The organism is Nesterenkonia sp. YGD6 (genome assembly GCF_022565895.1).
In the GTDB taxonomy this organism is placed as follows: Bacteria; Actinomycetota; Actinomycetes; order Actinomycetales; family Micrococcaceae; genus Nesterenkonia.
On record NZ_JAJOYY010000005.1, the window covers coordinates 250,542 to 275,697 of the forward strand.

General features: G+C 68.0%; 22 protein-coding genes. 14 read left to right on the top strand and 8 right to left on the bottom strand.

The genetic code is table 11. The annotated features are described in order from the left end of the window. Positions 1 to 28 precede the first annotated feature (28 nt). Positions 29 to 1,195 (top strand): acyl-CoA dehydrogenase family protein, encoded by a 1,167-nt coding sequence (locus LTI14_RS10040; protein ID WP_241476408.1) that lies wholly within the window; start codon positions 29 to 31, stop codon positions 1,193 to 1,195. Positions 1,196 to 1,243: 48 nt separating this feature from the next. Here the strand turns inward: LTI14_RS10040 and LTI14_RS10045 are convergent, their stop codons facing one another. After that, positions 1,244 to 1,708, bottom strand: a complete 465-nt coding sequence (locus tag LTI14_RS10045) for a GNAT family N-acetyltransferase (protein ID WP_241476409.1) — start codon at positions 1,706 to 1,708, stop codon at positions 1,244 to 1,246. A 102-nt stretch (positions 1,709 to 1,810) separates the two neighbouring features. On the opposite strand from LTI14_RS10045, the gene LTI14_RS10050 reads away from it, so the two are divergent. From LTI14_RS10050 to LTI14_RS10065, 4 genes are all read left to right on the top strand, one after another. Continuing rightward, positions 1,811 to 3,190, top strand: coding sequence for a sugar porter family MFS transporter (locus tag LTI14_RS10050; RefSeq protein ID WP_241465735.1), 1,380 nt, complete (start codon positions 1,811 to 1,813; stop codon positions 3,188 to 3,190). Between the two features lie 192 nt (positions 3,191 to 3,382). After that, positions 3,383 to 4,552 carry a maleylacetate reductase gene (locus tag LTI14_RS10055; RefSeq protein ID WP_241476410.1) on the top strand — a complete coding sequence of 390 codons (1,170 nt, stop codon included), beginning with the start codon at positions 3,383 to 3,385 and terminating at the stop codon, positions 4,550 to 4,552. Next, positions 4,549 to 5,508, top strand: a complete 960-nt coding sequence (locus LTI14_RS10060; protein WP_241476411.1) for a VOC family protein — start codon at positions 4,549 to 4,551, stop codon at positions 5,506 to 5,508. The genes LTI14_RS10055 and LTI14_RS10060 overlap by 4 nt, the downstream gene beginning before the upstream one ends. Before the next feature lie 6 nt (positions 5,509 to 5,514). After that, on the top strand, positions 5,515 to 6,162 hold the full coding sequence (locus tag LTI14_RS10065) for an alpha/beta hydrolase (RefSeq protein WP_241476412.1): 648 nt from the start codon (positions 5,515 to 5,517) through the stop codon (positions 6,160 to 6,162). A gap of 14 nt (positions 6,163 to 6,176) precedes the next feature. Here LTI14_RS10065 and LTI14_RS10070 read toward each other — a convergent pair whose 3' ends face one another. Continuing rightward, on the bottom strand, positions 6,177 to 7,157 hold the full coding sequence (locus LTI14_RS10070; RefSeq protein WP_241476413.1) for an ArsA family ATPase: 981 nt from the start codon (positions 7,155 to 7,157) through the stop codon (positions 6,177 to 6,179). Positions 7,158 to 7,172: 15 nt separating this feature from the next. After that, positions 7,173 to 7,421 carry a cory-CC-star protein gene (locus LTI14_RS10075; RefSeq protein ID WP_241465795.1) on the bottom strand — a complete coding sequence of 83 codons (249 nt, stop codon included), beginning with the start codon at positions 7,419 to 7,421 and terminating at the stop codon, positions 7,173 to 7,175. A gap of 215 nt (positions 7,422 to 7,636) precedes the next feature. On the opposite strand from LTI14_RS10075, the gene LTI14_RS10080 reads away from it, so the two are divergent. Then, complete coding sequence (locus tag LTI14_RS10080; RefSeq protein WP_241465741.1) at positions 7,637 to 8,155, top strand: DoxX family protein; 519 nt, start codon at positions 7,637 to 7,639, stop codon at positions 8,153 to 8,155. 110 nt (positions 8,156 to 8,265) lie between these two features. On the opposite strand, the gene LTI14_RS10085 is transcribed toward LTI14_RS10080, so the two are convergent. After that, positions 8,266 to 9,756 carry an amidohydrolase family protein gene (locus tag LTI14_RS10085; RefSeq protein WP_241476414.1) on the bottom strand — a complete coding sequence of 497 codons (1,491 nt, stop codon included), beginning with the start codon at positions 9,754 to 9,756 and terminating at the stop codon, positions 8,266 to 8,268. Positions 9,757 to 10,010: 254 nt separating this feature from the next. On the opposite strand from LTI14_RS10085, the gene LTI14_RS10090 reads away from it, so the two are divergent. The 4 genes from LTI14_RS10090 to LTI14_RS10105 are packed head-to-tail and all read left to right on the top strand — an operon-like array spanning position 10,011 to position 13,444. After that, the gene (locus LTI14_RS10090) at positions 10,011 to 11,255 is read left to right on the top strand and encodes a CaiB/BaiF CoA transferase family protein (protein WP_241476415.1); all 1,245 of its coding nucleotides are present in this window, start codon (positions 10,011 to 10,013) and stop codon (positions 11,253 to 11,255) included. Next, positions 11,252 to 12,079, top strand: a complete 828-nt coding sequence (locus LTI14_RS10095; protein WP_241476416.1) for a citryl-CoA lyase — start codon at positions 11,252 to 11,254, stop codon at positions 12,077 to 12,079. Before LTI14_RS10090 ends, LTI14_RS10095 begins: the two co-directional genes overlap by 4 nt. A gap of 2 nt (positions 12,080 to 12,081) precedes the next feature. Continuing rightward, positions 12,082 to 13,065, top strand: coding sequence for a DODA-type extradiol aromatic ring-opening family dioxygenase (locus LTI14_RS10100; protein ID WP_241465746.1), 984 nt, complete (start codon positions 12,082 to 12,084; stop codon positions 13,063 to 13,065). Positions 13,066 to 13,078: 13 nt separating this feature from the next. After that, a complete protein-coding gene (locus tag LTI14_RS10105) occupies positions 13,079 to 13,444 on the top strand; it encodes a hypothetical protein (protein WP_241465747.1) in 366 nt (121 codons plus the stop codon). 57 nt (positions 13,445 to 13,501) lie between these two features. On the opposite strand, the gene LTI14_RS10110 is transcribed toward LTI14_RS10105, so the two are convergent. Beyond that, positions 13,502 to 14,350, bottom strand: a complete 849-nt coding sequence (locus LTI14_RS10110) for an IclR family transcriptional regulator domain-containing protein (RefSeq protein WP_241465748.1) — start codon at positions 14,348 to 14,350, stop codon at positions 13,502 to 13,504. Positions 14,351 to 14,360: 10 nt separating this feature from the next. Further along, the gene (locus LTI14_RS10115; RefSeq protein ID WP_241465749.1) at positions 14,361 to 15,053 is read right to left on the bottom strand and encodes a GntR family transcriptional regulator; all 693 of its coding nucleotides are present in this window, start codon (positions 15,051 to 15,053) and stop codon (positions 14,361 to 14,363) included. Positions 15,054 to 15,168: 115 nt separating this feature from the next. Between LTI14_RS10115 and LTI14_RS10120 the strand changes: the two genes are divergently transcribed. From LTI14_RS10120 to madM, 3 genes are read left to right on the top strand one after another with little or no spacing between them, the layout of a single operon-like run. Further along, positions 15,169 to 18,135, top strand: coding sequence for an AMP-binding protein (locus tag LTI14_RS10120; RefSeq protein WP_241476417.1), 2,967 nt, complete (start codon positions 15,169 to 15,171; stop codon positions 18,133 to 18,135). Positions 18,136 to 18,177: 42 nt separating this feature from the next. Beyond that, positions 18,178 to 18,579, top strand: a complete 402-nt coding sequence (gene madL / locus LTI14_RS10125) for a malonate transporter subunit MadL (RefSeq protein ID WP_241465751.1) — start codon at positions 18,178 to 18,180, stop codon at positions 18,577 to 18,579. Between the two features lies 1 nt (position 18,580). Next, positions 18,581 to 19,342, top strand: a complete 762-nt coding sequence (gene madM / locus LTI14_RS10130; protein WP_241465753.1) for a malonate transporter subunit MadM — start codon at positions 18,581 to 18,583, stop codon at positions 19,340 to 19,342. Between the two features lie 89 nt (positions 19,343 to 19,431). Here the strand turns inward: madM and LTI14_RS10135 are convergent, their stop codons facing one another. Both LTI14_RS10135 and LTI14_RS10140 read right to left on the bottom strand, forming a co-directional pair. Next, positions 19,432 to 20,505 carry a MinD/ParA family ATP-binding protein gene (locus LTI14_RS10135; RefSeq protein WP_241476418.1) on the bottom strand — a complete coding sequence of 358 codons (1,074 nt, stop codon included), beginning with the start codon at positions 20,503 to 20,505 and terminating at the stop codon, positions 19,432 to 19,434. A 287-nt stretch (positions 20,506 to 20,792) separates the two neighbouring features. Further along, on the bottom strand, positions 20,793 to 24,014 hold the full coding sequence (locus tag LTI14_RS10140) for a beta-phosphoglucomutase family hydrolase (RefSeq protein WP_241465755.1): 3,222 nt from the start codon (positions 24,012 to 24,014) through the stop codon (positions 20,793 to 20,795). A gap of 168 nt (positions 24,015 to 24,182) precedes the next feature. Here LTI14_RS10140 and LTI14_RS10145 point away from each other — a divergent pair, with 168 nt between their 5' ends. Next, positions 24,183 to 25,127 (top strand): acyl-CoA thioesterase, encoded by a 945-nt coding sequence (locus tag LTI14_RS10145; RefSeq protein WP_241465756.1) that lies wholly within the window; start codon positions 24,183 to 24,185, stop codon positions 25,125 to 25,127. Positions 25,128 to 25,156: the final 29 nt, after the last annotated feature.

Here is a 25,156-nt window from a genome sequence, read left to right on the forward strand (position 1 = left end):
GCACCGCCCGAAAGGTGACCCGCCCACGATGTTTGCAGGTTTCTACGAGGAGATCCACGAGGAGTTCCGCGAGGTGGTGCGCGAATTCGTCGCCCGCGAGGTCACCCCGCATCACCAGGGCTGGGAGTCCGCGCACATGATCGACCGCTCGCTGTGGCTCGCCGCCGCGGAGAACGGGCTGCTGGGGCTCGCTGTGGACGAGGAGCACGGGGGCATGGGGCTCGGCGACTACCGATTCCGGATGATCCTCGATGAGGAGCTGGCCCGCGCCGACGCGCTCGCGGTTTCGCTGGCCCTCCACCTCCACGACGACTGGGTGCTCCCGGCGCTGCTGAAGTTCGGCTCCGCCGATCAGCAGGCGGCCTGGCTGCCCCGCTTCATGGACGGATCCTTCGTCTCCTCGGTGGCGTTCACCGAGCCCGGCGCCGGATCAGACCTGCGCGCGGTGCGCACCAGGGCAGTCAAGAACGACGACGGCGGCTGGACCCTCGACGGGCAGAAGACCTTCATCGGCAACGGGATCTCCGGCGACGGCGCCCTGGTGCTGGCCCGCACCGACGGCTCCGATGTCCGCCAGCGCGGGACCGAGAGCTCCTTCAGCCTGTTCCTGGTCGAGAAGCAGGACAACCCCGGATACCAGCCCGGACGCCAGCTCGAGAAGATGGGGCTCAAGGCCTCCGACACCGCCGAGCTGTTCTTCGCCGGGGTGCAGATCCCCGCGGCGAACCTGATCGGTGAAGCGGGCCGGGGGCTGCAGCACGCCAAGGCGATCCTGCCCCAGGGCCGGCTCGGCATCGCCACCTCAGCCGCGGGGATCACCGCCGAGGTGCTGCGCCAGACCCGCGGCTACGTCGCCGAGCGACAGACCTTCGGCCAGCCGGTGAGCGAATATCAGCACACCCGGTTCCAGCTCGCCGAGCTGCAGGTGGGACTCGAAGCCACCCAGCGCTATGTCGCCGCGGCCGTGGCGGACTTCAATGCCGGAGAGCTGGACCTGATCAACGCGTCGAAGGCGAAGCTCTGGGCCAGCGAGCAGGCCAAGACAGCGGTGGATGCGTGCCTGCAGCTCCACGGCGGCTACGGCTACATCCTGGACTACCCGGTGGCGCAGGCCTACCTCGCGGTGCGGCTGCTCACGATCTTCGGCGGGACCAGCGAGATCCTCAAGGAGACCATCGCCGCAGAGCTGCGCTGACTCAGAACCGCGCTGACTCAGAACCGCGGTGACCCAGAACCGCGCTGATCAGCCCAGCATCCGGGTCATGAACACGCTGTTCGGATCCGGCACGTAGCTGCCAAACGGCGGGCACTCGGTGAACCCGTGCCGCCGGTAGAGCCTGCGCGCGGCGGCGAAATAGTCCTCCACGCCGGTCTCCAGGCTCAGCCTGGCGTAGCCGCGAGCACTCGCCACGCTCACCAGATGCTCCACCATCGTGTCGGCCACGCCCCGCCCGCGCGCCGCGACGCAGGTGCGCATCGTCTTGATCTCCCCGTGCGCGGGATCCAGCTCCTTGAGCGCGGCGCACCCGGCAAGCACCTCCTCGGGGTCGAACCACGCGCTCCAGAACGTCATCCCGGGCCCGGTCAGGGCATCGAGGTCCAGCGCATGGATGCTCTCCGGCGGGGAGGTGGCATGCATATCGCGCAGGTGCTCGGCGATGAGCTCCCGCACAGCCGGATGATCCAGGGTCCCCTCGGTGATGCGCATGCTCGACATTCTGCCACCGGTGGCTTCGCAGACTAGTCTGACTTGCGTTCCATGCGCAGGTCAGCGCCTGGGACCTGGAGCACAGCAGCAGAACGGAACAGCATGAGCACAGCAGCACCCACGGCCACGCAGCGACGCCGAGGCTCCACCCTGATCTATCTCTTCGGCGCCCTCGGCGGACTGAACTGGGGCTATGACACCGGAGTGATCTCCGCGGCGCTGGTATACCTGCGTCGGGACTTCGAGCTCAGCAGCTGGGCTGAAGGCGGGATCGTCACCGGCCTGATGGTCGGCGCCGCCATCGGCGCCTGCCTCGGCGGTCAGCTCTCCGACCGCTACGGCAGACGAGCCGTGCTGCTGGTCACCGCTGCGCTGTTCCTGATCGCCCCGCTGGGCATGGCCTTCGCACCCAACGCTGAGGTGCTGTTCGCCGCTCGGCTCGTGGTCGGGCTGGGCACCGGTCTGGCCGCCGTCGTACTCCCGGTGTATCTCTCCGAGATCGCTCCGGCGCGGATCCGCGGACGAGTCACCGCCTCCTATGTGCTGGCGATCGTGATCGGTCAGTTCCTCGGGTTCGTCGTCGGAGTGGCCTTCGCCCCGGTGGAGTCCTGGCGCTGGATGCTGGGACTCTCGGTGATCCCCTCGGTGCTCTTCGCGCTGGGACTGACCGTGGTGCGCGAGACCCCGCGCTGGCTGGTCCACCGCGGCCGGGAGGCCGAGGCCGAAACGATGCTGCTGCGCGACCGCACTCCCGAGGAGGCCCGCCGGGAACTCGGTGAGATCCACGAGGTCCATGAGGCGGAGAAGCGCGACGGCGTCTCAGGCCTGCGCGCGCTGCGCCGCCCCTGGGTGCTCTCGATCCTCGGGGTGGGGTTCGGGCTGGGGGTCTATCAGCAGGTCATGGGCATCAACGCGGTGCTCTACTACGCGCCCACCACGCTGCAGAACGTCGGCTTCTCCGATGAGGGAGCGATCGGCTCCAACCTGATCATCGGTGCGCTCAACATCGCCGCGGTCTGGGTCGCGATCACCTACACCGACCGCTGGGGGCGCCGCCCGATGCTGCTGGTCGGCGCGCTGGGCACCTCGCTGGCGCTCGCGGTGCTCGCCGTGGTGAACCTGGTCATGCCGGCTCCCGACGGACTCGGCGCGCTGGGCATCGCCACCCTGTCCTGCCTGGCGGTGTTCATCTTCATGTTCCAGGTCAGCTGGGGCGCCCTGGTCTGGGTGGTGCTCGGGGAGATCTTCCCGCTGGGCGTGCGCGCGGCCGCGATGGGCGTGGTGACCACCGCGCACTGGCTGGCCAACGGCCTGGTCTCGCTGCTCTTCCCCACGGCGCTCGCCGCCTTCGGGGTGGGCTGGATCTTCGCCGGGTTCGCCGTCATCTGCTTCACCGCCTTCATTTTCACCTGGAAGAAGGTCCCCGAGACCAAGGAGCGCACGCTGGAGCAGATCGAGACCGCGTTCCGCCGAGCGGGCTGAACGGTGCAGGAAACGATCAGGGTGATCGGCGCTGACCAGGACTGAAGGCAATCAACACCACTGCCTCGAACCGGCAAACCCTTGACAGTCGATGTGGTTCCCGCCACATAATGGCCCTCGGACAGCTGTCCGAAGTTTGCGGCGCCCTCACAGCGTCTGCAGTCCTGACGCCGCCGCGGGAGAAGAGACCACATGACCATGAGCTTCAGCCACCATACGCTGGGTCAGCGGGTGCACTTCGGCACCGGGAACCTGACCGCCGATGTGCGCAGCGAGACGAAGCGGATGGGCGCCCAGCAGATTCTGCTCATCGCCTCGGGCAGCGCCGAGGTCGCCGCCGACGCGCTCCATGCCACGCTGCGTATCGCCCACCGGCTCGACGGCGCCCGTCAGCACGTCCCGGTGGAGGACGTGGAGCGGGCCTGCGACGCCGCGACACAGGCCCAGGCCGATCTGATCCTCTGCGTCGGCGGCGGCTCCGCCATCGGGCTCGGCAAGGCGGTCGCCCTGAAGACCCGCGCCCCGATCATCGCGGTGCCCACCACCTACGCCGGCTCGGAGGCGACCAATATCTGGGGCGTCACCGAGGCCGGGGTCAAGGCCACCGGCACCGACGACGTGGTCCTGCCCCGAAGCGTGGTCTACGACGTCGAGCTGGTCCGTGATCTTCCGGCCGAGCTGGCCAGCGCCTCCGGGATGAATGCGCTGGCCCATTGCATCGACTCCTTCTGGGCCCCCCGCGCGGATCCGTTGAACAGCCTCTGGTCCGCAGAAGCCATCCGCGCCCTGAATCGGGGGATGGCGCAGCTCGCCGAGGGGTCGATCCACAGCCCCGAGGGGAGCCAGCAGCTCCAGTACGGCGCGTATCTCGCCGCCACGGCCTTCGCCTCAGCGGGCTCAGGCCTGCACCACAAGATCTGCCACGTGCTGGGGGGATCCTTCGGCCTGCCCCACGCTCAGACCCACGCCGTGATGCTGCCCTACGTGCTCGCGTTCAACCTGCCGTCAGCACCTGAGGCTGGGGAGCGCATCGCGGCGGCGCTCGGTGTCGCGGACCCGACCGCCGGACTGGAACGGCTGCGCAGCAGGGTCGACTCCCCGCGTGCGCTGCGCGAACACGGACTGAAGGAAGCGGACCTTGGACGTGCTGCGGAGCTGATCCTCGGCGTCGTCCCGGCGAGCAACCCGCGCGCGATGACTCCAGACGACGCCGTCCGGCTGATCCGCGCCGCGTGGGCCGGCGATGATCCCGCCACGCTGGCCGGGCCCTCCCAGCGCGACGACGACGCCAGATCACTCCAGTCCCAGATCAACTCAGTCCCAGATCGCAGCAGTCACCTCCATGGAAGGGCATCATCATGACGTATCTGCTCGGCTCCCACCACGTGACGCTCTCCGTCGGCAGGGCGCAGGAGGATGTGGACTTCCACACCAAGGTCTTAGGCATGCGCTTCATCAAGAAGACGGTGCTCTACGACGGCTCCATCCCGATCTACCACCTCTATTACTCCAACGCCGACGGCGACCCCTCCGCCGTGGTCACCACCTTCCCCTGGGCGCAGCAGGGCCGCTTCGGCACTCGCGGCACCAACCAGGCCCGCGAGGTGATGCTCGCGGTGCCCGCCGGCTCGATGGACTTCTGGGCGCAGCGACTGAGCTCCATGCAGATCGAACACCAGCAGTCGGAGCTCTTCGGCGAGCGGCGCCTGGCGTTCAACCACCCCTGTGGGCTCGAATACGTGCTCGTGGGCGTCCACGGCGACTCCCGCGTGGGCCACCCCGGCCACGGGGTGCCGCCGGAGCACGCGGTGCACGGGATCTACGGCATGGGCATCCACGTCTATGACCAGGACCGGATGGTGGACTTCGCCAAGGACGTGTTCTTCCTCGGCGGGGAGATCGCCGAAGCCGGCGACGTCGCCCGGTTCAAGGTCGGCTCCGATGAGTTCGGCAACTGGGTGGAGCTGCGCGGCAATCGCACCGATGATCAGGGCACCTGGCGCTTCGCGGCAGGAACTTATCACCACTTCGCCTGGAACTTCGACACCCTGGAGAACCAGGAGGCCTCGAAGTTCGAGATCGAGGGCGCCGGCTACACCGACATCTCCGAGCTGAAGGACCGCACCTACTTCAAGTCCCACTACGTGCGCACACCCGGTGGGGCGCTGTTCGAGCTCGCGGTCACCCACGCCGACGGCGGCTGGGACTGCGACGAGTCCCCCGAGGAGCTGGGCCGGAAGTTCATGCTGCCCGCGCAGTTCGAGCACGAGCGCGAGCACATCATGTCCCAGCTCGAGCCGCTGCGCGTGGACGACTGATCCGCCGTGGCCACCCATGACCAGATGAACCTCGTGCACCACGGCGTCGCCGCCGAGGCCGCACGGCTGGTGGTGTACGGGGTCCACGGCCGCACCCAGAGCCCGCAGCTCTTCATCGACCTCGCCGCGCGCCTGTCACTGGAGGGCATCTGCTGGTGGCTGCCGACGGCGGCTGAGCACTCCTGGTACCCGGGGAGGTTCATGGAACCCCGCGAGTCCAATCAGCCGCAGCTGGACCAGGCACTGGGGGTGCTGGAGGCTCAGCTCGCCGAACTCCTCCAGACACGCGGCGCAGGCGGCGCCCCGGTGATCGTCTTCGGCTTCTCCCAGGGCGCCTGCCTGCTGGCCGAGCACCTCCTCACGGTCCAGCCGGCGGTGGACGGCGCCCTGCTGCACACCGGCGGATATCTGGGCCCCCGGCCGCGCAGCTTCACCCGGGCGGCAGCACCTGGGCTGAGCGGGCTCGCGGTGGAGCTCTTCTGCGCCGATGAGGATCCCTGGGTGCCGCTGCACCGGGTGAAGGACACCGCCGCGGCGTTCGAGGGACTGGTCGGGGTGACCACGCTGAACGTCTACCGCGACGAGGAGCATCACATCACCGACGACGCCGCCGCCCGGATCCGCGAATACCTCCGCCGGCACGCACGGGACTGAGCAGCGCCGCTGCGTCAGCTCAGCTCGTGCGCCAGGCGTTGGATCGCTGCCCGGCCCACCAGGTCGCCGGAGAGCAGCGGTAGCGTGTCCACCGGGACCCCGGGGAGCAGCTCGGTCAGCGAGTCGAGGTGGCGCTGTTCCTGCTGCCGCCGCTGGGCCAGGTACTCCCCGGCGTCGGTGGGGGAGAGGCGGTTGACCACCAGCCCGCCGACGTCGACGCCGGCCTCACGCAGCTGTGCGCAGAGCTCCGTGGACTCCAGCACCGGAAGTCGCTCGGGGGTCAGCACGATCACGAAGCTGCAGGCCCTGGGGTTGGCGAGGACCTCGCGCATCATCTCGAAGCGCGCCTTGCGGCGGGTCAGCACCTGCCGGATCCGCTGGTCGCGATTCGTCGGAGAGGTCTTCGCCGGGTCGTCGTCACCGTCGAGGACCCGCACCGCCGCGCCGAAGCGCTCGGCCTTGCTGCGCCGGGTCAGCAGGCCCGACATCCAGGTGGACATGATCTCTGGCAGTGCCATCAGCCGGGCTGTGTGGCCGGAGGGGGCGGTGTCGAACACGATGAGGTCGTGGGAGTCCAGGCCGTACTCGATGAGCACCGCGATCCGCTCCAGGATGGCTGATTCATGGGTGCCCGGTGAGTGGGCGGAGAGCTTCAGGTGAGCGGCCACCTGGGGGTGGAGGTGTTCGGGCATGAAGTCCCGCAGGTTGGCTCCGACCTCTGCCAGGTGCTCATCGATGGTGCGCTGGGGATCGATCTCGACGCCGCGCAGCACTCCGCCGCTGGCGTCATCGCGGTAGAGCTCCACCGGGTCATCACCCACGGCCTGGTCCCACAGGTGGCCCAGGTTGTGCGCGGGGTCGGTGGAGACCAGCAGCACCCGCCTGCCGGCGGTGGCCTGGTGCAGCGCCGCTGCCGAGGCGGTGACGGTCTTGCCGACTCCGCCCTTGCCGCCGAGAAAGATCACGCGGCGTCGTTCAATCAGGTCCAGCAGCATCTGTACCGAGTCCTTTCAGCAGCAGCCGAGTCCGTCCATCGGGGAGTGGTCCAGTCCCTGACGGGTGTGCCATTCATGCATCCGGTCCAGCATCTCGGGCAGCAGCTCCAGCGTCATCCCGGAGGCGGGGTTCGGCAGGCCCAGCGCCTCGGAGAGCACCAGCATCATGAACAGGTCTTCCTCATCGCGCTTGGCGCGGGCGAAGACCCGCCGGTAGGGGGCCACGTAGAACTCGTGGAGTCCGGCGTTGAACCGCTTCCACAGACTTGCCGGCTCGGTGGCACGGGGGTCATGGGCGCGGGGATCCTGTCCGGCTGAGCTTGTGACGGTGTCCCCCTTCCTCGCATGACTGGGTCATCTCGTGTGAGGCACCTCATGTTACGCGAGAGCAACCGCGACGTGCCGAGGCCCTTGACGAGGCAGGCCTGCCGGACGACACTGACTTTAGCGGACACTCGTCCGCCCGATGAAAGGTGATCATGGAGATCGGTCTGCTTCTGCTGCGCCTGGTGCTGGCGCTGGTCCTCTTCACCCACGCCACCCAGAAGCTCGCGGGCTGGTTCGGCGGCCAGGGTCTGCACCGCCAGGGGGAGATCTTCGCCAGCCTGGGGCTGCATCCGGGCCGCGGCATGGTGCTCGCGGCCGGGCTCTCCGAGCTGATCGCCGCATCCCTGCTGCTGTTCGGCTTCCTCACCCCGGTCGGGGCGCTGCTGGCGGCCGGGACCATGGTGGTCGCCGGGGTGACCCTGCAGCTGAACTCCGGGAAGTTCTGGAACATCGCCGGCGGCGGGGAGTACCCCTACGTGTTGGCAGCGGCCGCCGCGGTGCTGGGCTTCACCGGCGCCGGGGCCTATTCGCTGGACGCCCAGCTCTCCGGAGAGGCCTGGACCACGCTGATCCATGAGCCTGCCAGCTGGGTGGGGGTCCTCATCGTGCTCGCGGCACTGGCGGCGGCGGTGCCCTTTGCGCTGGTGGTCCGGCGCGCCGCGGCCCGATGAGCCTCGCCACCCTCGATGCACACGACTGGGGCTGCGCTCCCCTCGAGCGCAGCCCCAGTCTTGCCCGCACGTGATCGGCGCGAAGGATCACGTGCGGGCACTGCGCCCCCTCAGGCGTCAGGACCCCGCCCCTGCGCGGCATGGGTCTTCTCGGTGCGATATTCGGTGTAGGTGTACGGGTTGTCCAGGATCTTGGTCTCGGGAACCTCGGGGCTCATCCCGGCCTCCCATTCCTGCTGGCCCAGCTCCGAGGCGATGTGCTCCACGGTCGCCTCCACGGTGCGGCGCACCTTGGCGAGATCCACATCCACCAGCTTGTGCTGGTGCTTCACGATCCGGCCGTTGACCATCACGGTGTGCACATCCCCGCGCTGGGCCTGGAAGACCACGTGTCCGTGCGGGTTCAGGATCGGGAACATCGCAGGGGAGTCGTCGTTCTTGATCAGCACGATGTCGGCCTTCTTGCCGACCTCGAGGGAGCCGATGGACTTCTCCATCCCCAGCGCCTCGGCCCCACCATGGGTGGCCCAGCCGACCACCTGGTCGGCGCGCAGGCCGAGATTGGTGCAGGTCTCACCGGTGGCATGGTGCTCGAAGTGCTCCCGCGCCCGGTCCGAGCTCAGCGTGGAGCGCATCGCCGCGAACGGATCCGCGCTCCACCAGACCGAGGTGTCCACCGAGAGGGAGACCGGGATGCCATGCTTGCGCAGCTGCCAGGAGGAGGGATAGCCCTGCCCGCAGCTGGACTCGGACTCCGCCGAGACCGAGGCCGCGCCTCCGGTGGCTGCAATGCGCTGATAGGAGTCCTGGTTCAGCGTCGCCGCGTGGACGTAGACGGTCTTCTCGTTCATGAACCCGTGCTCGTGCATGAGCCGGATGCCGTCGTCGTTCGTCGCGCCCCAGACGCCGGCGTGGGTGGTGACGCCCACGCCCAGGTCCCGGGCGACCTCGAAGGCCTTCTTCTCGGGGAACTCCGGGTCGCCCGTGACGTCGAAGGCCATCTGGAAGCCGAGCATGTCATCGCCGAGCTGGCCGCCGGAGCGAGGGATCCGGCGGTCTACGAAGTCGTGGAACTCCGGCGAGGCGGACCACTCCCAGGGCCCGGCGTGGATGTTGCCGTAGGCGAAGACGAAGCGGCCGGCGACCTCTTCGAGGGCGTCCACGGCCGCGTCGGCATGATCCACGGTGGAGAGCCCGTGGGACCAGTCCACCGAGGTGGTGACCCCGGAGTCGATGGCTTCCACGGCGGAGAGCAGATTGCCGGCGTAGATGTCCTCGGGGCGGAACTTCTTGCCATGCTCGAGGTAGTTCCAGACGAAGTACTGGGTCAGCGTCCAGTCGGCCCCGTAGCCCCGCATGGCGGTCTGCCACATGTGCCGATGCGTGTCGATGAAGCCGGGGGTGATCATCCCGCCCGCGGCGTCGATCACCTGGGCGTGCTCAGGCACCTCGAGATCAGGGCCGATGACCGCGATGGTGTCACCCAGCACCAGGACGTCGCCCCTGGTCAAGACGCTGTGCTGCTTGTCCATGGTCAGCACGATCCCGTTCTTGAAGAGAACGGGCGCGCCAGTGCCGTTGGATGCGGCTTCAGAACTCATGTCAGCCTCCTGTGAAGATCTCTGTGATGGCCCTCACGATAGCGCGCGTTCGCACAGTGGACAAGAGTCCGATTACTTTGTGACTCGGATCTCACCGACCCCGCTCGAGGGAATCTCGACCAGGCGCGCCCGGGGTTGACGGCCCCACCCAAGCGGTGTGAAACTGGCCAGGAGATAAGCGGACGGGTGTCCGCATGACGACACGCAGGGTGGTGACGCGGCCTGGGTGGGAATCGCAGAAAGGGGACTCCGTGATGAGCCAGCACCATCCAGATGAGACCAGCGCCCTGGGCGCGCAGCCCGGAAGCGAGGAGGCCGCGCAGACCCCGCGGGGAGGCGGCCGGCTTCCGCTGGACGGGATCCTGATCGCTGACTTCTCCCGGGTGCTCGCGGGACCCTACGCCACCATGCTGCTGGCAGACCTCGGCGCCGAGGTGATCAAGGTCGAGGGCACCGGCGGAGATGACACGCGCACCTGGGTCCCGCCGCGTCGCCCGGACGGGGTCTCCACCTATTACGCGGCGATCAACCGCAACAAGAAGTCGATCGTGCTGGACTTCAAGGACGGCGACGATCTCTGCGTTGCGCAGCGTCTGGCCGGGCGCGCCGACGTCGTCATCGAGAACTTCAAGCCCGGCGGACTCAAGAAGTTCGGGCTGGACTACGACTCGGTGTCGAAGACCAACCCCAGCGTCGTCTACTCCTCCATCACCGGCTTCGGCACCCAGGGCGAGGGTGCCAAGTACCCCGGCTATGACCTGATCGTGCAGGCGATGTCGGGGCTGATGAGCCTCACCGGGTCCCCGGACGGCCCGCCCTACCGCGCCGGGATCAGCGTGTTCGACGTGATGGCCGGACTGCATTCGACCATCGGCATCCTCGCTGCGCTGCGCCAGCGCGACCACACCGGCGACGGCGCCCATGTGGAGGCTTCCCTGATGGCCTCGGCGATGTCCGGTCTGGTGAACCAGACCCACGCCTACGTGGGCGGCGGCACCACCCCGATGCGGATGGGCAACGCCCACCCCTCGCTCTATCCCTACGAGGCCATGCCCACCGCCGATGACGACGTGATCATCGCCGCCGGCAACAACACCCAGTTCGGCAGGCTCTGCAAGGTGCTGGGGATCCCGCAGATCGCCGAGGACGAGCGCTTCGCCGACGTCGGGGACCGCACCGACCGCCGCGACGAGCTCCGCCCGATCCTGGAGGCGGAGCTGGCCAAGCACACCGCCCAGGAGCTCTTCGAGAAGCTCAACGACGTCGGCGTGCCCTGCGGCCCGATCAACTCCATCAGACAGGGGGTCGAATACGCGGAAGCGCTGGGCCTGGAGCCGGTGGTGCAGGTGGGCAGCGGCGACAGCGCCGTTCCTGGGGTCCGGCACCCGCTGAGCTTCAACACCATGACCCCGCGCTATGAGCTGGCTCCGCCGAAGCTCGGCGAACACACCGAGGAGATCAAAGCCTGGCTGACGACCGAAGAAGGGACGCAGCGATGAGCGCCGCCGAGAACACGAATCAGACGCCCAGCTACCCCACCTCGCTGGGGACCTCCACCACCGAAGAGATCAGCCTCATGGGCCAGTCCCTCTCCGAGGACCTGATGGGCAAGGTCGGGTTCGCCGAGCTGGCGTTCTGGATGACCGCCACCCGCCGGCCCACCCCCGGTGAGCTGCGGACCTTCGAGGCGGTGCTGGTCGCGCTGGCCGATCATGGCTTCACCCCCACCGCGATCGCCGCCCGGCTGACCTACCTCTCAGCCCCGGAGTCCATCCAGGGCGCGATCGCCGCGGGTCTGCTCGGCGGCGGCTCCCGCTTCCTCGGCGTCACCGAGGACACCGGCAGGTTCCTGCACCAGGTCCTGGAAACGGACGACGGCGAGCGCAGCACCGACGCCGACTTTGACTCTCTGGCGCGGGAGGCCATCACCCGGGCGCGGGCCGCCAAGCAGATCGTCCCCGGCCTGGGCCATCCGGTGCACAAGCAGGGAGACCCACGCACCCCGCGGCTGATCCAGATCGCCGAAGAGGGCGGCACCCGCGGGGAGCACCTGCGCCTGTTCGAGGCCATGGGCCGGGTCAGCGAAGAGGTGCTGGGCAAGAAGCTTCCGCTCAACGGCGCCGGGGTCTGCGGGGCAGCCCTGGCTGACCTGGGGCTGCCGGTGGACTTCCTGCGCGGCTTCGCCCTGCTCGCCCGCACCGCCGGGCTGCTGGGCCAGATCGCGGAGGAGCGGCGGAACCCGATCGCCAACGACATCTACATGCACGTGGACCGGAACGCGGAGTTCGTTCCGCTGACCCCGGACGATTCCAAGGAGAACTGAGCATGGCAGAGCTGACAGCGGTGCTGGCGAGCACCCACCACCCGTTCTACTACAAGGCCACCACCTCCCCTCAGGATCAGCGCCCGCCCTATGCCGCCGACTGGCAGCGCAAGGTCGAGGCCTACCGGGAGACGCTCACCGCCGCGGAGCCGGACATCCTGGTGATGGTCGGTGCGGATCACTTCCACCAGCTCTGGCTGGACAACTATCCGCAGTTCCTGATCGGCAAGCAGGAGACCTATGACGCCACCTTCTACAACGAGGAGCGCGAGTTCGGGATCCCGAAGTACACCCTGGCCGGAGACCTTGAGCTCTCTCGCTATATGCACGAGGAGCTGCTGGTCAAGGAATTCGACTTCTCGGTCAGTCATGAGCTGAAGATCGATCACTCCATCATCTGCCCGATCATCACGGTCCGTCCCCAGGCGGATCTGCCGATCGTGCCGATCTACACGAACATCTTCGTGCCCCCGCTGCCCTCCCCGCGCCGCTTCTACCAGGTGGGACGGGCGATCAGGGAGATCATCGACAGCTTCCCCAGCGACAAGAAGGTCGCCGCCATCGGCACCGGGCACCTCTCGCTGGAGCTCGGCGGGCCGCGCCAGTTCGGCGAGCACGGGCCGGATCCGCTCTTCGACGCCGATGCCATCGAATGGCTCTCCACCGGCAACATCGACGCGATCCTTGCCAACGTCACCCATGAGTCGATGGCCGGGGCGGGCAACGCGACCCATGGCTTCATGGACCTGCTGCTCATGATGGGCATCGCCGGTCCCGGAGTCCACGCCGACTACGTCGATCACCTGGACCTGTTCCACACACGGGAGATGTACATGACCTGGTACCCGAACAGGACCCAGGACCAGCTCGACGCCGCCGCCCGGGCGGCCCAGACCGCCCAGGCCAGCACCGGGCCGATCTACGCCACCGATCCGGCCTGGGAGCAGTTCCGCACAGAACACACTGCCCCGGCCGTCGGCGCCTGAACGAGGAGCGAGCATGAGCAAGTACTACGTCAACAAGTTTCTCTTCACCATCGACCGGGACCCCGAGTGGGTGGCCAGCTATCGGGATGATCCACGGGCCACCGTGGAGCGCTGGGAGAAGGACGTCGGACGCTGGCTGAACCCGGTGGAGCAGACCAGCTGGTTGGAGTTCACCGCTGAGGAGCGCGAGGCGCTGGCCACCCATGACTACGTGTGGCTCTTCGAGCACGGCGCCCACTTCTTCTTGAACCTCACCCTGTTCATCGCGCTCTTCGACGAGGAGTACGCCGCCGCCAGAGGCCCCTTGGCGTTCCAGACCGAGATGGCGCAGAAGCTGGACCACTGGACCGGACGGGACTACCCCTCCGTGGCGATGTGACCCGTGCGCAACCCTCCCCGCACAGCGGCTCACCACTGGCAGTTCAGGCCGAGTCGATCAGGCCTCCGGTGAGGCCAGCAGCGGGAGCCGTCCGACGTCGGCGGCGTCGCGCTCGCGGGTGTGGCTGGGCAGCGACTGCCAGCGGGTCCAGTCCTCGGTGACTGCGGCCGCCGCCTCGCGCAGCGGCGGCAGGTGCTTCGTCAGCAGGGTCTCCACGCTGGTCTCGGCGGCGTGCACCGTGGTGTTCATCGACGCCAGCACCCGGCCGTGGGCATCGCGGACCGGCACGGCGATCGAGCGGATGCCGCGGGCCAGCTCTTCATCGGCCAGCGCATAGCCCTGCCGCTGCACGCGGTCCAGCTCCTCCAGGAATGACTTCTGGTCCCACTGCACCACAGGGATGACCGAGGAGCGGGAGGGTTCCGAGAGTCGCTGCAGGATCGCCCGGCGCTCCATGTCCGCGAGGAGCACCTTGCCCTGGGAGGTCGGCGGGGCCGGGAAGCGGGTGCCGATGTCCACCCGCAGGCCGATCAGCTTGGGCACCGCCACCCGGGCCACATAGACGATGTCGGGACCGTCCAGCTGCGACATCGAGGCCGATTCGTGGGTGTGGGTGACCAGCGCCTCCAGGTGGGGCTTGGCCACGTCCCAGAGCCCCAGGGAGCTCACGTAGGCCATGCCCAGCTCCATCACCCGCGGGGTCAGGGCGAACAGGCCGTTCTCCGCTCGGACATATTCCAGCTCCTGCAGCGTCATCAGGATCCGCCGTGCGGTGGGACGCGCCAGATCGGTGGCCTTGGCCACCTGGCTCAGGGTCAGGCTGGGGTATTCAGGGGTGAATGCCGTGATGACGGACAACCCGCGTGAGATGGCCTCGATGAATTCGGGACTTCGCTCCGGTGACATCTGGTTCCTTTCAGTGGAGCTGGGTCTGGGCGTGATCGGCGCGGGCTTCGCGCAGTCTGGTCCAGGTCTGCACGAGCTGGCTGAACTCCTTGACCTGCACCAAGACGTGGTCCCGGGCGGTGTCCTCCGCAGTCTCACCATCTCCGGTGCCGATCGCGTTCACGATCGCGAGGTGCTCGGCCAGAGAGCGGCGCATGCGGTCGGGGGCGCGGAGCTGGAGCCGCCGGTAGGGCTGCAGCACCCGGCGCAGGTCGTGCGCCTGCTGCCGCAGATACCCGTTGCCGCAGGAGTCGTAGATGATCCCGTGGAACCAGGCGTTGGCGTAGTAGTAGCCATCCGCGTCCCCCAGAGCCTCGAAGCGCTCACATTCTCTCAGCGCCTCGCCCAGCTCCGCCAGGGGCTCGCGCTCGATGCGTCGTGACGCCAGCCGTGCGGCCATGCCCTCGAGCTCAGCCATCAGCTCAAAGCGCTCGGCCAGCTCGGGCAGGCTCAGCTCGGTCACATAGGTGCCCTGCTTGGGGCGGATTCGCACCAGTCCGGAGCGCTCGAGCGCCTGCAGCGCCTCGCGCACCGGGGTGCGCGAACAGCCGAATTCCTGCTGCAGCTTGGCAGGGTCCAGCCGCTCGCCGGGACCGTATTGTCCATCGACGATGGCGTTCTCCAGCGCATCACGCACACGCTGGGATTCCGGGACTCTGACCATGACACCTCCTGCGACGAGCATATCGTCAGGAGCAAATTGTGGCGTGGATCACGTTCATGCCCTATAGTCCCTGTTATATACATCACAGTCATTGATATACACGTAGGGAGGGATCATGGCGACCACTCAAGGCTGGCTCCTGGCCGATCTGCTGCGCAGCCTCGGCGGGCACAAGACCCAGCAGGGCGCCGAAGCACCAGCGTCCGCACCCCTCGAGCAGCTCACCGCTGCCTGCGCAGCGCTGATGGGGGACCTGGGCGAGGCGTCCATGCGAGCCGTGGCCGAACGGGCCCTGGCCACATACCGCGAACTCGACGACGACGCCCGGACCGAGTTCTTCGCGCACATGCTCCATGCCTATGCAGTGGAGCCAGACGCGCTGCGCCGCGCCTACGCGAAGTGGGACTCCAGCGAGGGTCAGGTCGAGCTGGCCGACCTGTTCGAGGCCAGCGAACCGCGGCGCCAGGCGCTGCTGCGCCGGCTCAACCACGCCCCCGACGGCACCCTGCACCTGGTCAACATGCGCGCCGACCTGCGCCGGATCCTGCGAGACCGCGCGGATCTCACGCCTCTGGACCGAGACTTCCGGCACCTGCTGAGCTCCTGGTTCAATCGCGGGTTCCTGCGCATGGAACAGGTCGGCTGGGACGCCTCGCGGGAGATGAAGAACCACCTGCTGCGCTACGAGAAGGTCCACCCGATGCGGGACCTCAACGAGCTCAAGCGACGTCTCCGTCCCAAGGACCGCACCTGCTACGCGTTCTTCCACCCCGCCACCGGGGACCTCCCGCTGATCTTCGTCGAAGTGGCGCTGGTCAAGGGGGTGCCCGGTGCCGTCGAGCCGCTGCTGACCCCGACCGAGGCGCTCTCCCCGGCCAAGGCCGACACCGCGGTGCTGTACTCGATCAACAACTCCCTGGATGGCCTGGCCGGCATCTCCTTCGGCAGCCTGCTGATCAAGCAGGTCATCGACCAGGTCTCCACCGAGCTGCCGCATCTGGAGCATTTCGTCACGCTCTCACCGATCCCGGGTTTCCGGCGCTGGCTGCGCGAGCAGGCCCGCACCGCGACATCCGCGGAGCTCGCCGCGCTTCACGTCGACCTTGCGGAGCTCACGGGACCGGCAGATGCGCGCGGCGCAGCGAGCATGAGGGGTGCGTCCAGCCCGGGCGAGCCCGCCGCCGCGGAGCTGCGCGAGCGGCTCTGCGCAGCGCTGGCACGCTACATCGCCGTCGAACGCCGGTCGGATGGGCAGCCGCTGGATCCGGTGGCCCGCTTCCACCTGGGCAACGGCGCCACGGCCTGGCAGCTGCACTGGCCGGCCAGCGGCGCGGACTACATGTGGGACCAGTCCTACGGGGCGATGATCAACTACCGCTACGAACCATCCCTGGTGGAGCAGCGCCACGAGAACTACGTCCGGCACGGGGTGATCGCCCTGGGTGACCACGTCACGGCGCTGCTTCCAGACAGCACAGACCTGAACAGCCCACACACCAGCAAAGCCACCACCAGCACAGACAGCAGCAGAGAAGACAACCGCAGCGAGAAGGGAACCTCACCAGTGGACAACCACCCCGACGGCATCTACCAGAGCTTCATCCAGCAGGCGCAGGCGCACCCGGAGAAGCCGCTCTTCCATCTTCCAGGTGGGCGCACGCTCACCTACGCGCAGGTGCTCCACACCTCGCGCCGGATCGCCACGAAGCTGATCGGCGACGGCGTCGTCCCCGGTGACCGGGTGGCCGCGCAGGTGGAGAAGTCCCCGCAGGCCATCGCGCTCTATCTGGCCACGCTGCAGGTGGGCGGGGTGTACCTGCCGCTGAACACGGCCTACACCGGGGCCGAGATGGACTACTTCATGTCCGACGCCGCCCCGCGGGTGCTCGTCTGTGACCCGAGTCAGACCGCCGAGCATGAACAGCGCGGCAAGGACGGCATCGTCGTCGAGACCCTCGGCACGTCCGGGGAGGGCACGCTGCTCGCCGCCGAGCAGGAGCACGCCGAGATCACCCAGATGCGCCCTTCAGACCCCGGCGCGATCCTCTACACCTCCGGGACCACCGGCCGCTCCAAGGGTGCGGTGCTGACCCAGGGCAATCTCGCGGCGAACTGCGCCTCACTGATCCAGTCCTGGGAGTACACCGGAGAAGACGTGCTGATCCACGCGCTGCCGATCTTCCACATCCACGGGCTCTTCGTGGCGGTCAACATGACCCTGGTCTCGGGAGCCTCGATGATCTGGCTGCCCAAGTTCGACGCCGACGCGGTGCTCGACGCGATGCCGGGCGCCACCGTGCTGATGGGCGTGCCCACCTTCTACACCCGGCTGCTCAGCACGGACCGGCTCAGCGCGGAAGCCTGCTCCGGGATCCGGCTCTTCGTCTCCGGCTCCGCTCCGCTGCTGGCCAGCGATCACGAGGCCTTCGAGGCCCGCACCGGCCACGCCATCCTCGAGCGCTACGGGATGACCGAGACCGGGATGAACACCTCGAACCCCTACCGCGGGGGACCGCGACGCCCCGGCACCGTGGGGCATCCGCTGCCCGGCGTCGAGGTGCGGATCGTGGACCGGGAGACCCAGGCGACGCTGCCTCAGGGCGAGGTCGGCATCATCGAGGTCCGCGGCGCCAACGTCTTCGTCGGGTACTGGAACATGCCGGAGAAGACCGCCGAGGAGCTCCGCGAGGACGGCTTCTTCATCACCGGCGACCTCGGAGTGATCGATGACCAGGGCTACCTGAGCATCGTGGGCCGCGACAAGGATCTGGTCATCTCCGGAGGGTTCAACATCTACCCCAAAGAGGTGGAGGGACTCATCGATGACCACCCCGGCGTCACCGAATCCGCCGTGATCGGGGTGCCCCACCCGGATCTGGGCGAGGGCCTGGTCGCCGTGGTGGTCCCCGCCGGAGGCGACGCCCCCGATGAGGCGAAGATCCTGCAGTCGCTCGCCGGCGAGCTGGCCCGCTTCAAGCAGCCTCGCGCCGTCCGCTTCGTGGAGGAACTGCCGCGCAACGTGATGGGCAAGGTCCAGAAGGCCGAGCTGCGCAAGCAGTACACAGAGCTCTTCAACAGCTGAATGCTCGCTCAAGAAACTTCAACCGCAAGTCAGGAGTAGACGATGGTTCTCTATGGAGTCGCAGCGCTGGCGCTGTGCTTGCTCGTGGGAAAGCTGATCGGTGACGCCCTCGGGGTCGCAGTAGGGGTCGACGCCAATGTCGGCGGGGTGGGCTTCGCCATGATCCTGCTCGTCGTGGCCACCGACAGGCTGCGCAAACGAGGCCTGTTCCCCAAGCCGACCGAACAGGGCGTGCTGTTCTGGTCCGCCCTGTACATCCCGATCGTGATCGCCATGGCGGCCACCCAGAACGTCGCCGACGCGATCGGCGGCGGACCGATGGCAGCGCTCGCCGGTCTCGGCGCGCTCACCGCAGGTGCAGCGCTGGTGCCGGTGATCTCGCGCATCGGAGGACAGTCTGAACCGCTGCCCGCGATGACCGAGGCAGAGAAGCAGGAGGCCTGAGATGGACATCATTGCTGATGTGCTCGAACGCAACGGACTGCTCTTCGCCTTCGTGGTGGTCGGCGCGCTGATGATGATCTCGGGCTGGCTGTCCAAGACGCTGACCCGAGGACGCCTGCAGGGCTCCGCCATCGCCATCATGCTCGGCCTGGTGCTCGCCTACTTCGGCGGCATCAACACCGGAGGCGAGGCCGGCATGGCCGATATCGCCATCTTCAGCGGCCTGGGCCTGATGGGCGGCGCGATGCTGCGCGACTTCGCCATCGTGGCCACCGCCTACGGCGTGGACCTGGATGAGATCAAGAAGGCCGGCGCCGCCGGCGGGCTGGCCCTGCTGGCAGGCATCGTCGTCTCCTTCGTGGTGGGCGCCGCGGTGGCCGCCGCGTTCGGCTACACCGACCCCGAATCGATGGCGACCATCGGATCCGGGGCCGCGACCTACATCGTGGGACCGGTCACCGGCACCGCGGTGGGCGCCAGCTCCGAGGTGATCGCACTCTCGGTGGCCGCCGGCCTGATCAAGGCCGTGGTGGTCATGGTGGGCACTCCGATGATCGCGCCGTTCATCGGGCTGAACAACCCGAAGTCGGCGATGGCCTACGGCGGGCTGATGGGCACCACCTCGGGAGTGGCCGGCGGACTCGCCGCCACGGACAAGCGGCTGGTCCCATACGGGGCGATGACCGCGACCTTCTACACCGGACTCGGCGCTCTGCTGGGCCCCTCGGTCTTCTACTTCACCCTGGTCGGCCTCTTCGGCTGATCGACCTCTGCAACACAGACGACGGCGGCCGCGCACCTGGAACCAGGTGGGCGGCCGCCGTCGTCGTCCTTGAAGCTCTACCTCGAAAGCTACTTGTACCCGTCCACCATGGCAGCGGCGATGTTCATATACGCCCGGCGGGTCTCCGCCTGGAGCATGTCCAGGTTGATCCGGTCCCCGTCCACCACGGCGCGGTCGAAGGGCACCACCACCAGCTTGCCGCAGTAGCCGCGCAGGCTCTCCTGGATGGCCTGCTTGTCCACCCGGTCTGAGACGCGCTCCTTGTCGGTGATCACCACGATGGATTCCCGGGCCAGCTGCTGATAACCGTGGTTCGCCAGCCAGTTCAGCGTCTGCAGCGCGCGCTGGGCCCCGGAGACCGCGAAGCCCGCGGCGATGACGATGTTGTCCGCGGTGTGCAGGATCCCCTCCATGGCGTTGTGGGTGACCCCGGTCCCGCAGTCGGTGACGACCACCGAATAGTACTTCGCGAACTCCGCATGGATCCTGCGCCATTCCTCGGCGGTGAGGCTGTCCGAGAGGGCCGGGTCCTGCTCCCCGGCGAGCACGTGCAGCCGCCCGGCCTGCTGCAGGTACCCCTGCAGCGCGGTCAGCGAGTTGACGTGGTCGAGGTTCTCCAGCAGATCGGTGATGCTCGGCGGCTGGTGCGCCTGGGTGGCACGTTCGCCCAGGGCGCGCTCCACCAGGTCCCCGGAATCCGGGTTGGCGTCGATGGCGCAGGGGATGTCGCCGCGGTGGTGCGCCAGGGTCATGCCGATCCCCACCGTGGTGGAGGTCTTTCCGATGCCACCCTTGAGCGAGAGCACGGCGGTGTTGTGACTGCCCTGCAGCGGCCGGGCGATCCGCTCGATCAGCTCCTGCTCCTGGAGCTCCTTCTGGCTGGGCCCGATGTTGATCACCCCGCCCGTGGCCGTATAGAGGAATCTGCGCAGTCCGCCCTGCGGCTTCTCCGGCGCCACGGCGATGAAGGGTCGTCCCGCTTCGGCGAGACGACGGCGCTCAGCCCGGGTCGGAAGGTCCCTGGCGTCGGTGCCGAGCTGTGGCGGGGCGATCACCTCAGGGGCGAGGTCGGCGCCGCCGGGGTGCTCAGCCGGACTTCGTGACTCAGCCGGACTCTGTGACTCAGCCGGACTCTGTTTCATGGGAACCCTCCTGTTCAAGGATGAGACGCCTGAGGATTCCCTGCCCGCGCATTCTGCTGGACCCTGTGCCGCATAGTGCAAGCAGGCTGCGGCGTGGTTTGAACAGTTGCACAAACGCAGTAGAACCTGTCCATACAATACGGGATCTCGTGGTTTCCGGAAGGGGTCCGAGGAGGATTTCTGGTCTGCTGAACATGCCCGGGACGTCGCGAAGAACGACGACGGCCCACCCGGGAGAACCGGGTGGGCCGACGTCTTCGTTCCTTGTTTTCTATATTCCCAGCGGCTCAGACCTCGGCGGGCTGGCGCTGATGCACTCGTGCGGAGTGCGCCAGCTTCACCGTCCAGGTCTCACCCGGGGCCATGGTCTTCGGGGTGCCCTCGACGTTGACGTCGATCGGCTCGGCCGAGCCCTCGGAGAGCTTGAGCTCGACGACCTCGTGGTTGATCGAGACCACGATGGGCTGGTTGCGGTAGCGCATCCGGAAGGTCAGCGCGGGCAGCTCATCGGGCAGCAGCGGGTGCAGCCACAGCGCGTCGGCGCGGGTCTCCACGCCGCCATAGCAGCGCAGCACCATGTCCACGGTGCCCGCCATCGCGCCCAGGTGCACGCCCTCGCGGGTGGTGCCGCCCTGGGTGTCGGCGAGGTCGGCCTCCAGCGCCTCCTTGAACAGGTTCCAGGAGCCGGAGCGGTCGAACCGGGCCGCCACCCAGCCGTGGACCAGCCGGGAGAGCGTGGAGCCGTGGGAAGACCGGGCCAGGTAGTACTCGACCGTGCGGCCGAAGTCTTCCATGGAGAGCTCATAGCCCATGTGGTTCAGCGTCTCGATGAGCTCATCGGCGGAGAAGATGTAGCAGAGCATGAGCACGTCGGCCTGCTTGGAGAGCTTGTACCGGTTGGTCGAGTCACCTTCGGCCTGCAGGATCAGGTCCAGCCGCCCGATGTTGCCGTATCTGGCGCGGTAGCCCTCCCAGTCGAACTCCTCCAGCGCCTCGTAGCCCTCGAACTGGCTGATCACGTTGTCCTCGTGGAAGGGAACGTGCAGCCGCTTGGCGATGTGCTCCCAGTGGTCCAGCTCGTCTTCGAAGATGTCGAGCCATTCCGAGAGCGGATCGTCGCGGCCGTCGAGATCGCGCACCAGTCGTGAGGTGTGGCGCAGCATCCAGGAGGTCAGCACGTTGGTGTACGCGTTGTCGCGCAGACCCGTGCCGGGCGCCTCGGCGGTGCCGTCGTGGTATTCGTCGGGGCCCATCACGCCGTCGATGCTGAACCGGTCGGACTCGGCGTCGTAGGTGGTCATGGACACGAAGAACCGGGAGATCTCCACCAGGATCTCAGCCCCATAGTCGGCCAGGAAGGTGTAGTCCTGCGTGGTCTCGAAGTACTGCAGCACCGAGTAGGCGATGGCCAGGGAGACGTGGCGCTGACGGTGGGAGTTGTCCGGCATCCACATCCCGGAGCGCGGGTTCCACAGCTCGCTGGGGGTCTCCTCGCGGCCGTCAGAGCCGGCCTGCCAGGGGAACATGGCGCCGTCGTAGCCCTCGCTGCGGGCCATCGCGCGGGCCTCGCTGAGCCGCCGGTAGCGGTAGAGCAGCAGCCCACGGGTCAGTTCGGGTCGGCGCAGGGTGAGCATCGGGTACATGAACATCTCATCCCAGAAGAGATGTCCGCGGTAGCCCTCGCCGGTGAGCCCGCGCGCGGGCAGGGTCGCGTCCAGATCGTGGCGGGCGCCGAAGGCGGTCTGCAGCACGTGGAAGGTGTGCAGGTTCAGCGCCATCTGCTGGCGGGAGGGGTTCGCCCCGATGGAGACGGCGAAGCGGTGCCAGAGCACGCCCCACATCTCCTCGTGGTAGGTCAGCATGGTGCGGAAGCTCGAGGCCCGCTGGACCTTCTTGACCGCGTTGTGCCACACGGTGGAGATCGCCTGGTCGTGGGAGTTCGAGACCGCCGCGATCTTCTCCAGGATCACCGGCCTGCCGGATTCCAGCGCCAGCGAGATGTCGTGGCCTGCGACGAGTTCACCCTCGTGGATCGCCCGACGCATCGGGTTGCTGGACCCGGAGGTGGTCACGGAGGTGCGGGTCGCCAGGGCGATGCGCACCTCGGACTGGTTCGTCTGGGTCTCCAGCAGCACCGTCTCGCCGTCGACCTCGCGGGACTGCACCGGATCCAGGTGGTTGCCGGCGAGCTCGCGGTCGGCGTCGACGTTGCGGTTGGCCACCCGGCCGTCGATCATCGAGCGCACATTGACGTTGCCGGACCAGTTCTCGGCCTCGATCTTCATCTCCAGCGCGGCGATCTGCACGCCGGCCAGGGACTGGAACTGGCGCATGGTCACCTTGGTGCGGCGTCCATGGAGGTCCTGATAGCGGGCGATCCTGGTGGCCACACCGCGGCGCATGTCGAGTTCCTGGTGGTAGTGGATCAGCTCGGGGGAGCCCGGCAGCAGCGGGGTGCCGGCATCCGGGGTCACCTGCAGGAAGGTCCAGTCCGGCACATTGACCATGTGCTCGGTCTCCACGGTCTTGCCCATCAGGTCGGTCTTGAGCCGGTTGAACACCCCGGCGATGTAGCTGCCCGGGTAGTGGGTGGCGTCCGCCGCGGTGCCCGGGTAGTGCCCGCGGGTGCCCCAGTAGCCGTTGGCCATCGCCATCAGGACCTCGCGGGTGGGTTCCAGCTTCGGATCGAAGCCGTCATAGGAGAGCACCCAGTCCGAGTCATAGGGGCGGGTGGTGCGGGAGGAGAGGTTCATCACGGCGAGATCGGTGATCACGACGTCGGCGCCGGCCTCCTTCAGCCGGGCCGGGTCATCGCCGCGGTTGAGCCCCACGACCATGCCGAAGTCCCCGGCGCGTCCGGCCTGGACCCCGGAGGCCGCATCCTCGACCACGATGGTGTCCTGGGGCTCCACGCGCAGCAGCTCTGCGGCGTGGAGGAACATATGCGGGTTGGGCTTGCCCGGCAGGCCCAGCTCCAACGCGTCGGAGCCGTCGACGATCACGGTGAACGCGTCGAGCAGCCCGGCGATGGTGAGCACCTCGCGGCCATTGCGCGAGGAGGTCACCAGGGCGGTGGGGATCCCGTCCTTGCGCAGCTGTTCGATCAGTTCCACGGTGGTGTGAAAGACCTCCACACCGTCCCTGGCGAGCACGGATTCGAAGTAGCCCTGCTTGCGCGCGGCGAGCCCGTTCACCGTCAGCCTGTCGGGGGCATCATCGAGGCTGCCCTCGGGCACGTCGAGATTGCGTGCGTTCAGCAGCGACCGCACGCCGTCCTCGCGGGGTCGGCCGTCGACGAAGTTCAGGTAGTCCTCTTCGGTGAACTCCGGCTGCGGGGAGCCGGCGATCTCCGGCAGAGCCGTGTCGAAGAGTTCCTTCCATGCGCGCGTGTGCACCCCGGCGGTGTCGGTGACGACCCCGTCCATATCGAAGATCACGGCACGGAAATGACGCAGCGCGTGGCGTTTAGCTTCGGCGCTGTGTCGGAACGGATTCTCAAAGGGGTGCATATCTGCCTCACGCTGAGATGGTTCTAGGGTCGGATGGCGGCCCAATGACGGGGGCGTCTCCGATTGGGCACGGTGCCCCATCCTAGGTCTCTAGGGTCCACGATATACACCCGCGCGGTGACCACCTATGGCGCGGGTCTCGCACGCGGGGGTGCTAGCGTCGTGGTCATGGCGCGGCGAAGCAGCATCGAACTGACATTTCGAGAGGTGGCGGGCACCTCCCCGGACTCCTTCGTGGCCGCTGGCACGGTGGTGGACTGGATCGACAAGACCGCCTACGCCTGTGCGGCCTCCTGGACCCGGACCGACTGCGTGACCTCCTATGTGGGGAACATGCACTTCACCGTGCCGGTCCCACGCGAGACTCCGGTCACCGTGCAGGCCCGGGTGGTCCACACCGGGCGCACCTCGGTGCACATCCAGACCCGGGTGCTGATCCGCAAGGATGAGGGCTGGGTGGTCTGCACCGAGTGCTTCATGATCTATGTCGCCGTGGGCGACGACGGCGAGCCCGCTGCCGCCGCCGCCTTCGAGCCGCAGACCGAGCTGGAGCGACGGCGCGACCTCGACGCCTCCCAGCGGATGGTCTACCGCCGGCAGATGGAAGAGACCATCCAGTCCCTGCCCGAGGGCATGGGCAGCTCCGAGGCGCTGACCATGCGCTTCCTCGCCGACACCGACGAGCGGTACCCCGATGGCAAGATCCGGGGCGGCGCGGTGATGAAGTGGATCGACAAGACCGCGGAGATCTGCGCGGAGCGGTACAGCGGCCATGAGGTCGCGGCGGTGCTCACAGGCGGAGTCCGCTTCTACCGGCCGGTGACCGTCGGGGACCTCGTAGAGGTCGACGCCCGGCTGGTGCTCACCGGTTCCAAATCCATGCATGTGCTGGTCCGTGTCCGCGCCGGGGACCGCCGCGAGAAGCACCCCGCGGTGGTGGCCTACGGGCTGCCGGTGATGGTCGCCCCGGACGGCACCGGCTCGGCGCGGACGATCGCCCCCTGGGAGCCGATCACCGACGAGGACCACGCGGTGGCGGCCCAGGCGCGCAAGCTGCGTGACCTGCGCAACGCCACCCTGCTGACGCCCAGCCCCATCACCTCGCAGAACTGACCCGATCACCGCGCAGAACTAAACTGGTA

Coding starts and splice junctions, on each gene's coding strand:
- LTI14_RS10040 (WP_241476408.1), top strand. CDS start 29: ATGTTTGCAGGTTTCTACGAGGAGATCCACGAGGAGTTCCGCGAGGTG.
- LTI14_RS10045 (WP_241476409.1), bottom strand. CDS start 1,708: ATGCGCATCACCGAGGGGACCCTGGATCATCCGGCTGTGCGGGAGCTC.
- LTI14_RS10050 (WP_241465735.1), top strand. CDS start 1,811: ATGAGCACAGCAGCACCCACGGCCACGCAGCGACGCCGAGGCTCCACC.
- LTI14_RS10055 (WP_241476410.1), top strand. CDS start 3,383: ATGACCATGAGCTTCAGCCACCATACGCTGGGTCAGCGGGTGCACTTC.
- LTI14_RS10060 (WP_241476411.1), top strand. CDS start 4,549: ATGACGTATCTGCTCGGCTCCCACCACGTGACGCTCTCCGTCGGCAGG.
- LTI14_RS10070 (WP_241476413.1), bottom strand. CDS start 7,157: ATGCTGCTGGACCTGATTGAACGACGCCGCGTGATCTTTCTCGGCGGC.
- LTI14_RS10080 (WP_241465741.1), top strand. CDS start 7,637: ATGGAGATCGGTCTGCTTCTGCTGCGCCTGGTGCTGGCGCTGGTCCTC.
- LTI14_RS10085 (WP_241476414.1), bottom strand. CDS start 9,756: ATGAGTTCTGAAGCCGCATCCAACGGCACTGGCGCGCCCGTTCTCTTC.
- LTI14_RS10090 (WP_241476415.1), top strand. CDS start 10,011: ATGAGCCAGCACCATCCAGATGAGACCAGCGCCCTGGGCGCGCAGCCC.
- LTI14_RS10095 (WP_241476416.1), top strand. CDS start 11,252: ATGAGCGCCGCCGAGAACACGAATCAGACGCCCAGCTACCCCACCTCG.
- LTI14_RS10100 (WP_241465746.1), top strand. CDS start 12,082: ATGGCAGAGCTGACAGCGGTGCTGGCGAGCACCCACCACCCGTTCTAC.
- LTI14_RS10105 (WP_241465747.1), top strand. CDS start 13,079: ATGAGCAAGTACTACGTCAACAAGTTTCTCTTCACCATCGACCGGGAC.
- LTI14_RS10110 (WP_241465748.1), bottom strand. CDS start 14,350: ATGTCACCGGAGCGAAGTCCCGAATTCATCGAGGCCATCTCACGCGGG.
- LTI14_RS10115 (WP_241465749.1), bottom strand. CDS start 15,053: ATGGTCAGAGTCCCGGAATCCCAGCGTGTGCGTGATGCGCTGGAGAAC.
- LTI14_RS10120 (WP_241476417.1), top strand. CDS start 15,169: ATGGCGACCACTCAAGGCTGGCTCCTGGCCGATCTGCTGCGCAGCCTC.
- madL (WP_241465751.1), top strand. CDS start 18,178: ATGGTTCTCTATGGAGTCGCAGCGCTGGCGCTGTGCTTGCTCGTGGGA.
- madM (WP_241465753.1), top strand. CDS start 18,581: ATGGACATCATTGCTGATGTGCTCGAACGCAACGGACTGCTCTTCGCC.
- LTI14_RS10135 (WP_241476418.1), bottom strand. CDS start 20,505: ATGAAACAGAGTCCGGCTGAGTCACAGAGTCCGGCTGAGTCACGAAGT.
- LTI14_RS10140 (WP_241465755.1), bottom strand. CDS start 24,014: ATGCACCCCTTTGAGAATCCGTTCCGACACAGCGCCGAAGCTAAACGC.
- LTI14_RS10145 (WP_241465756.1), top strand. CDS start 24,183: ATGGCGCGGCGAAGCAGCATCGAACTGACATTTCGAGAGGTGGCGGGC.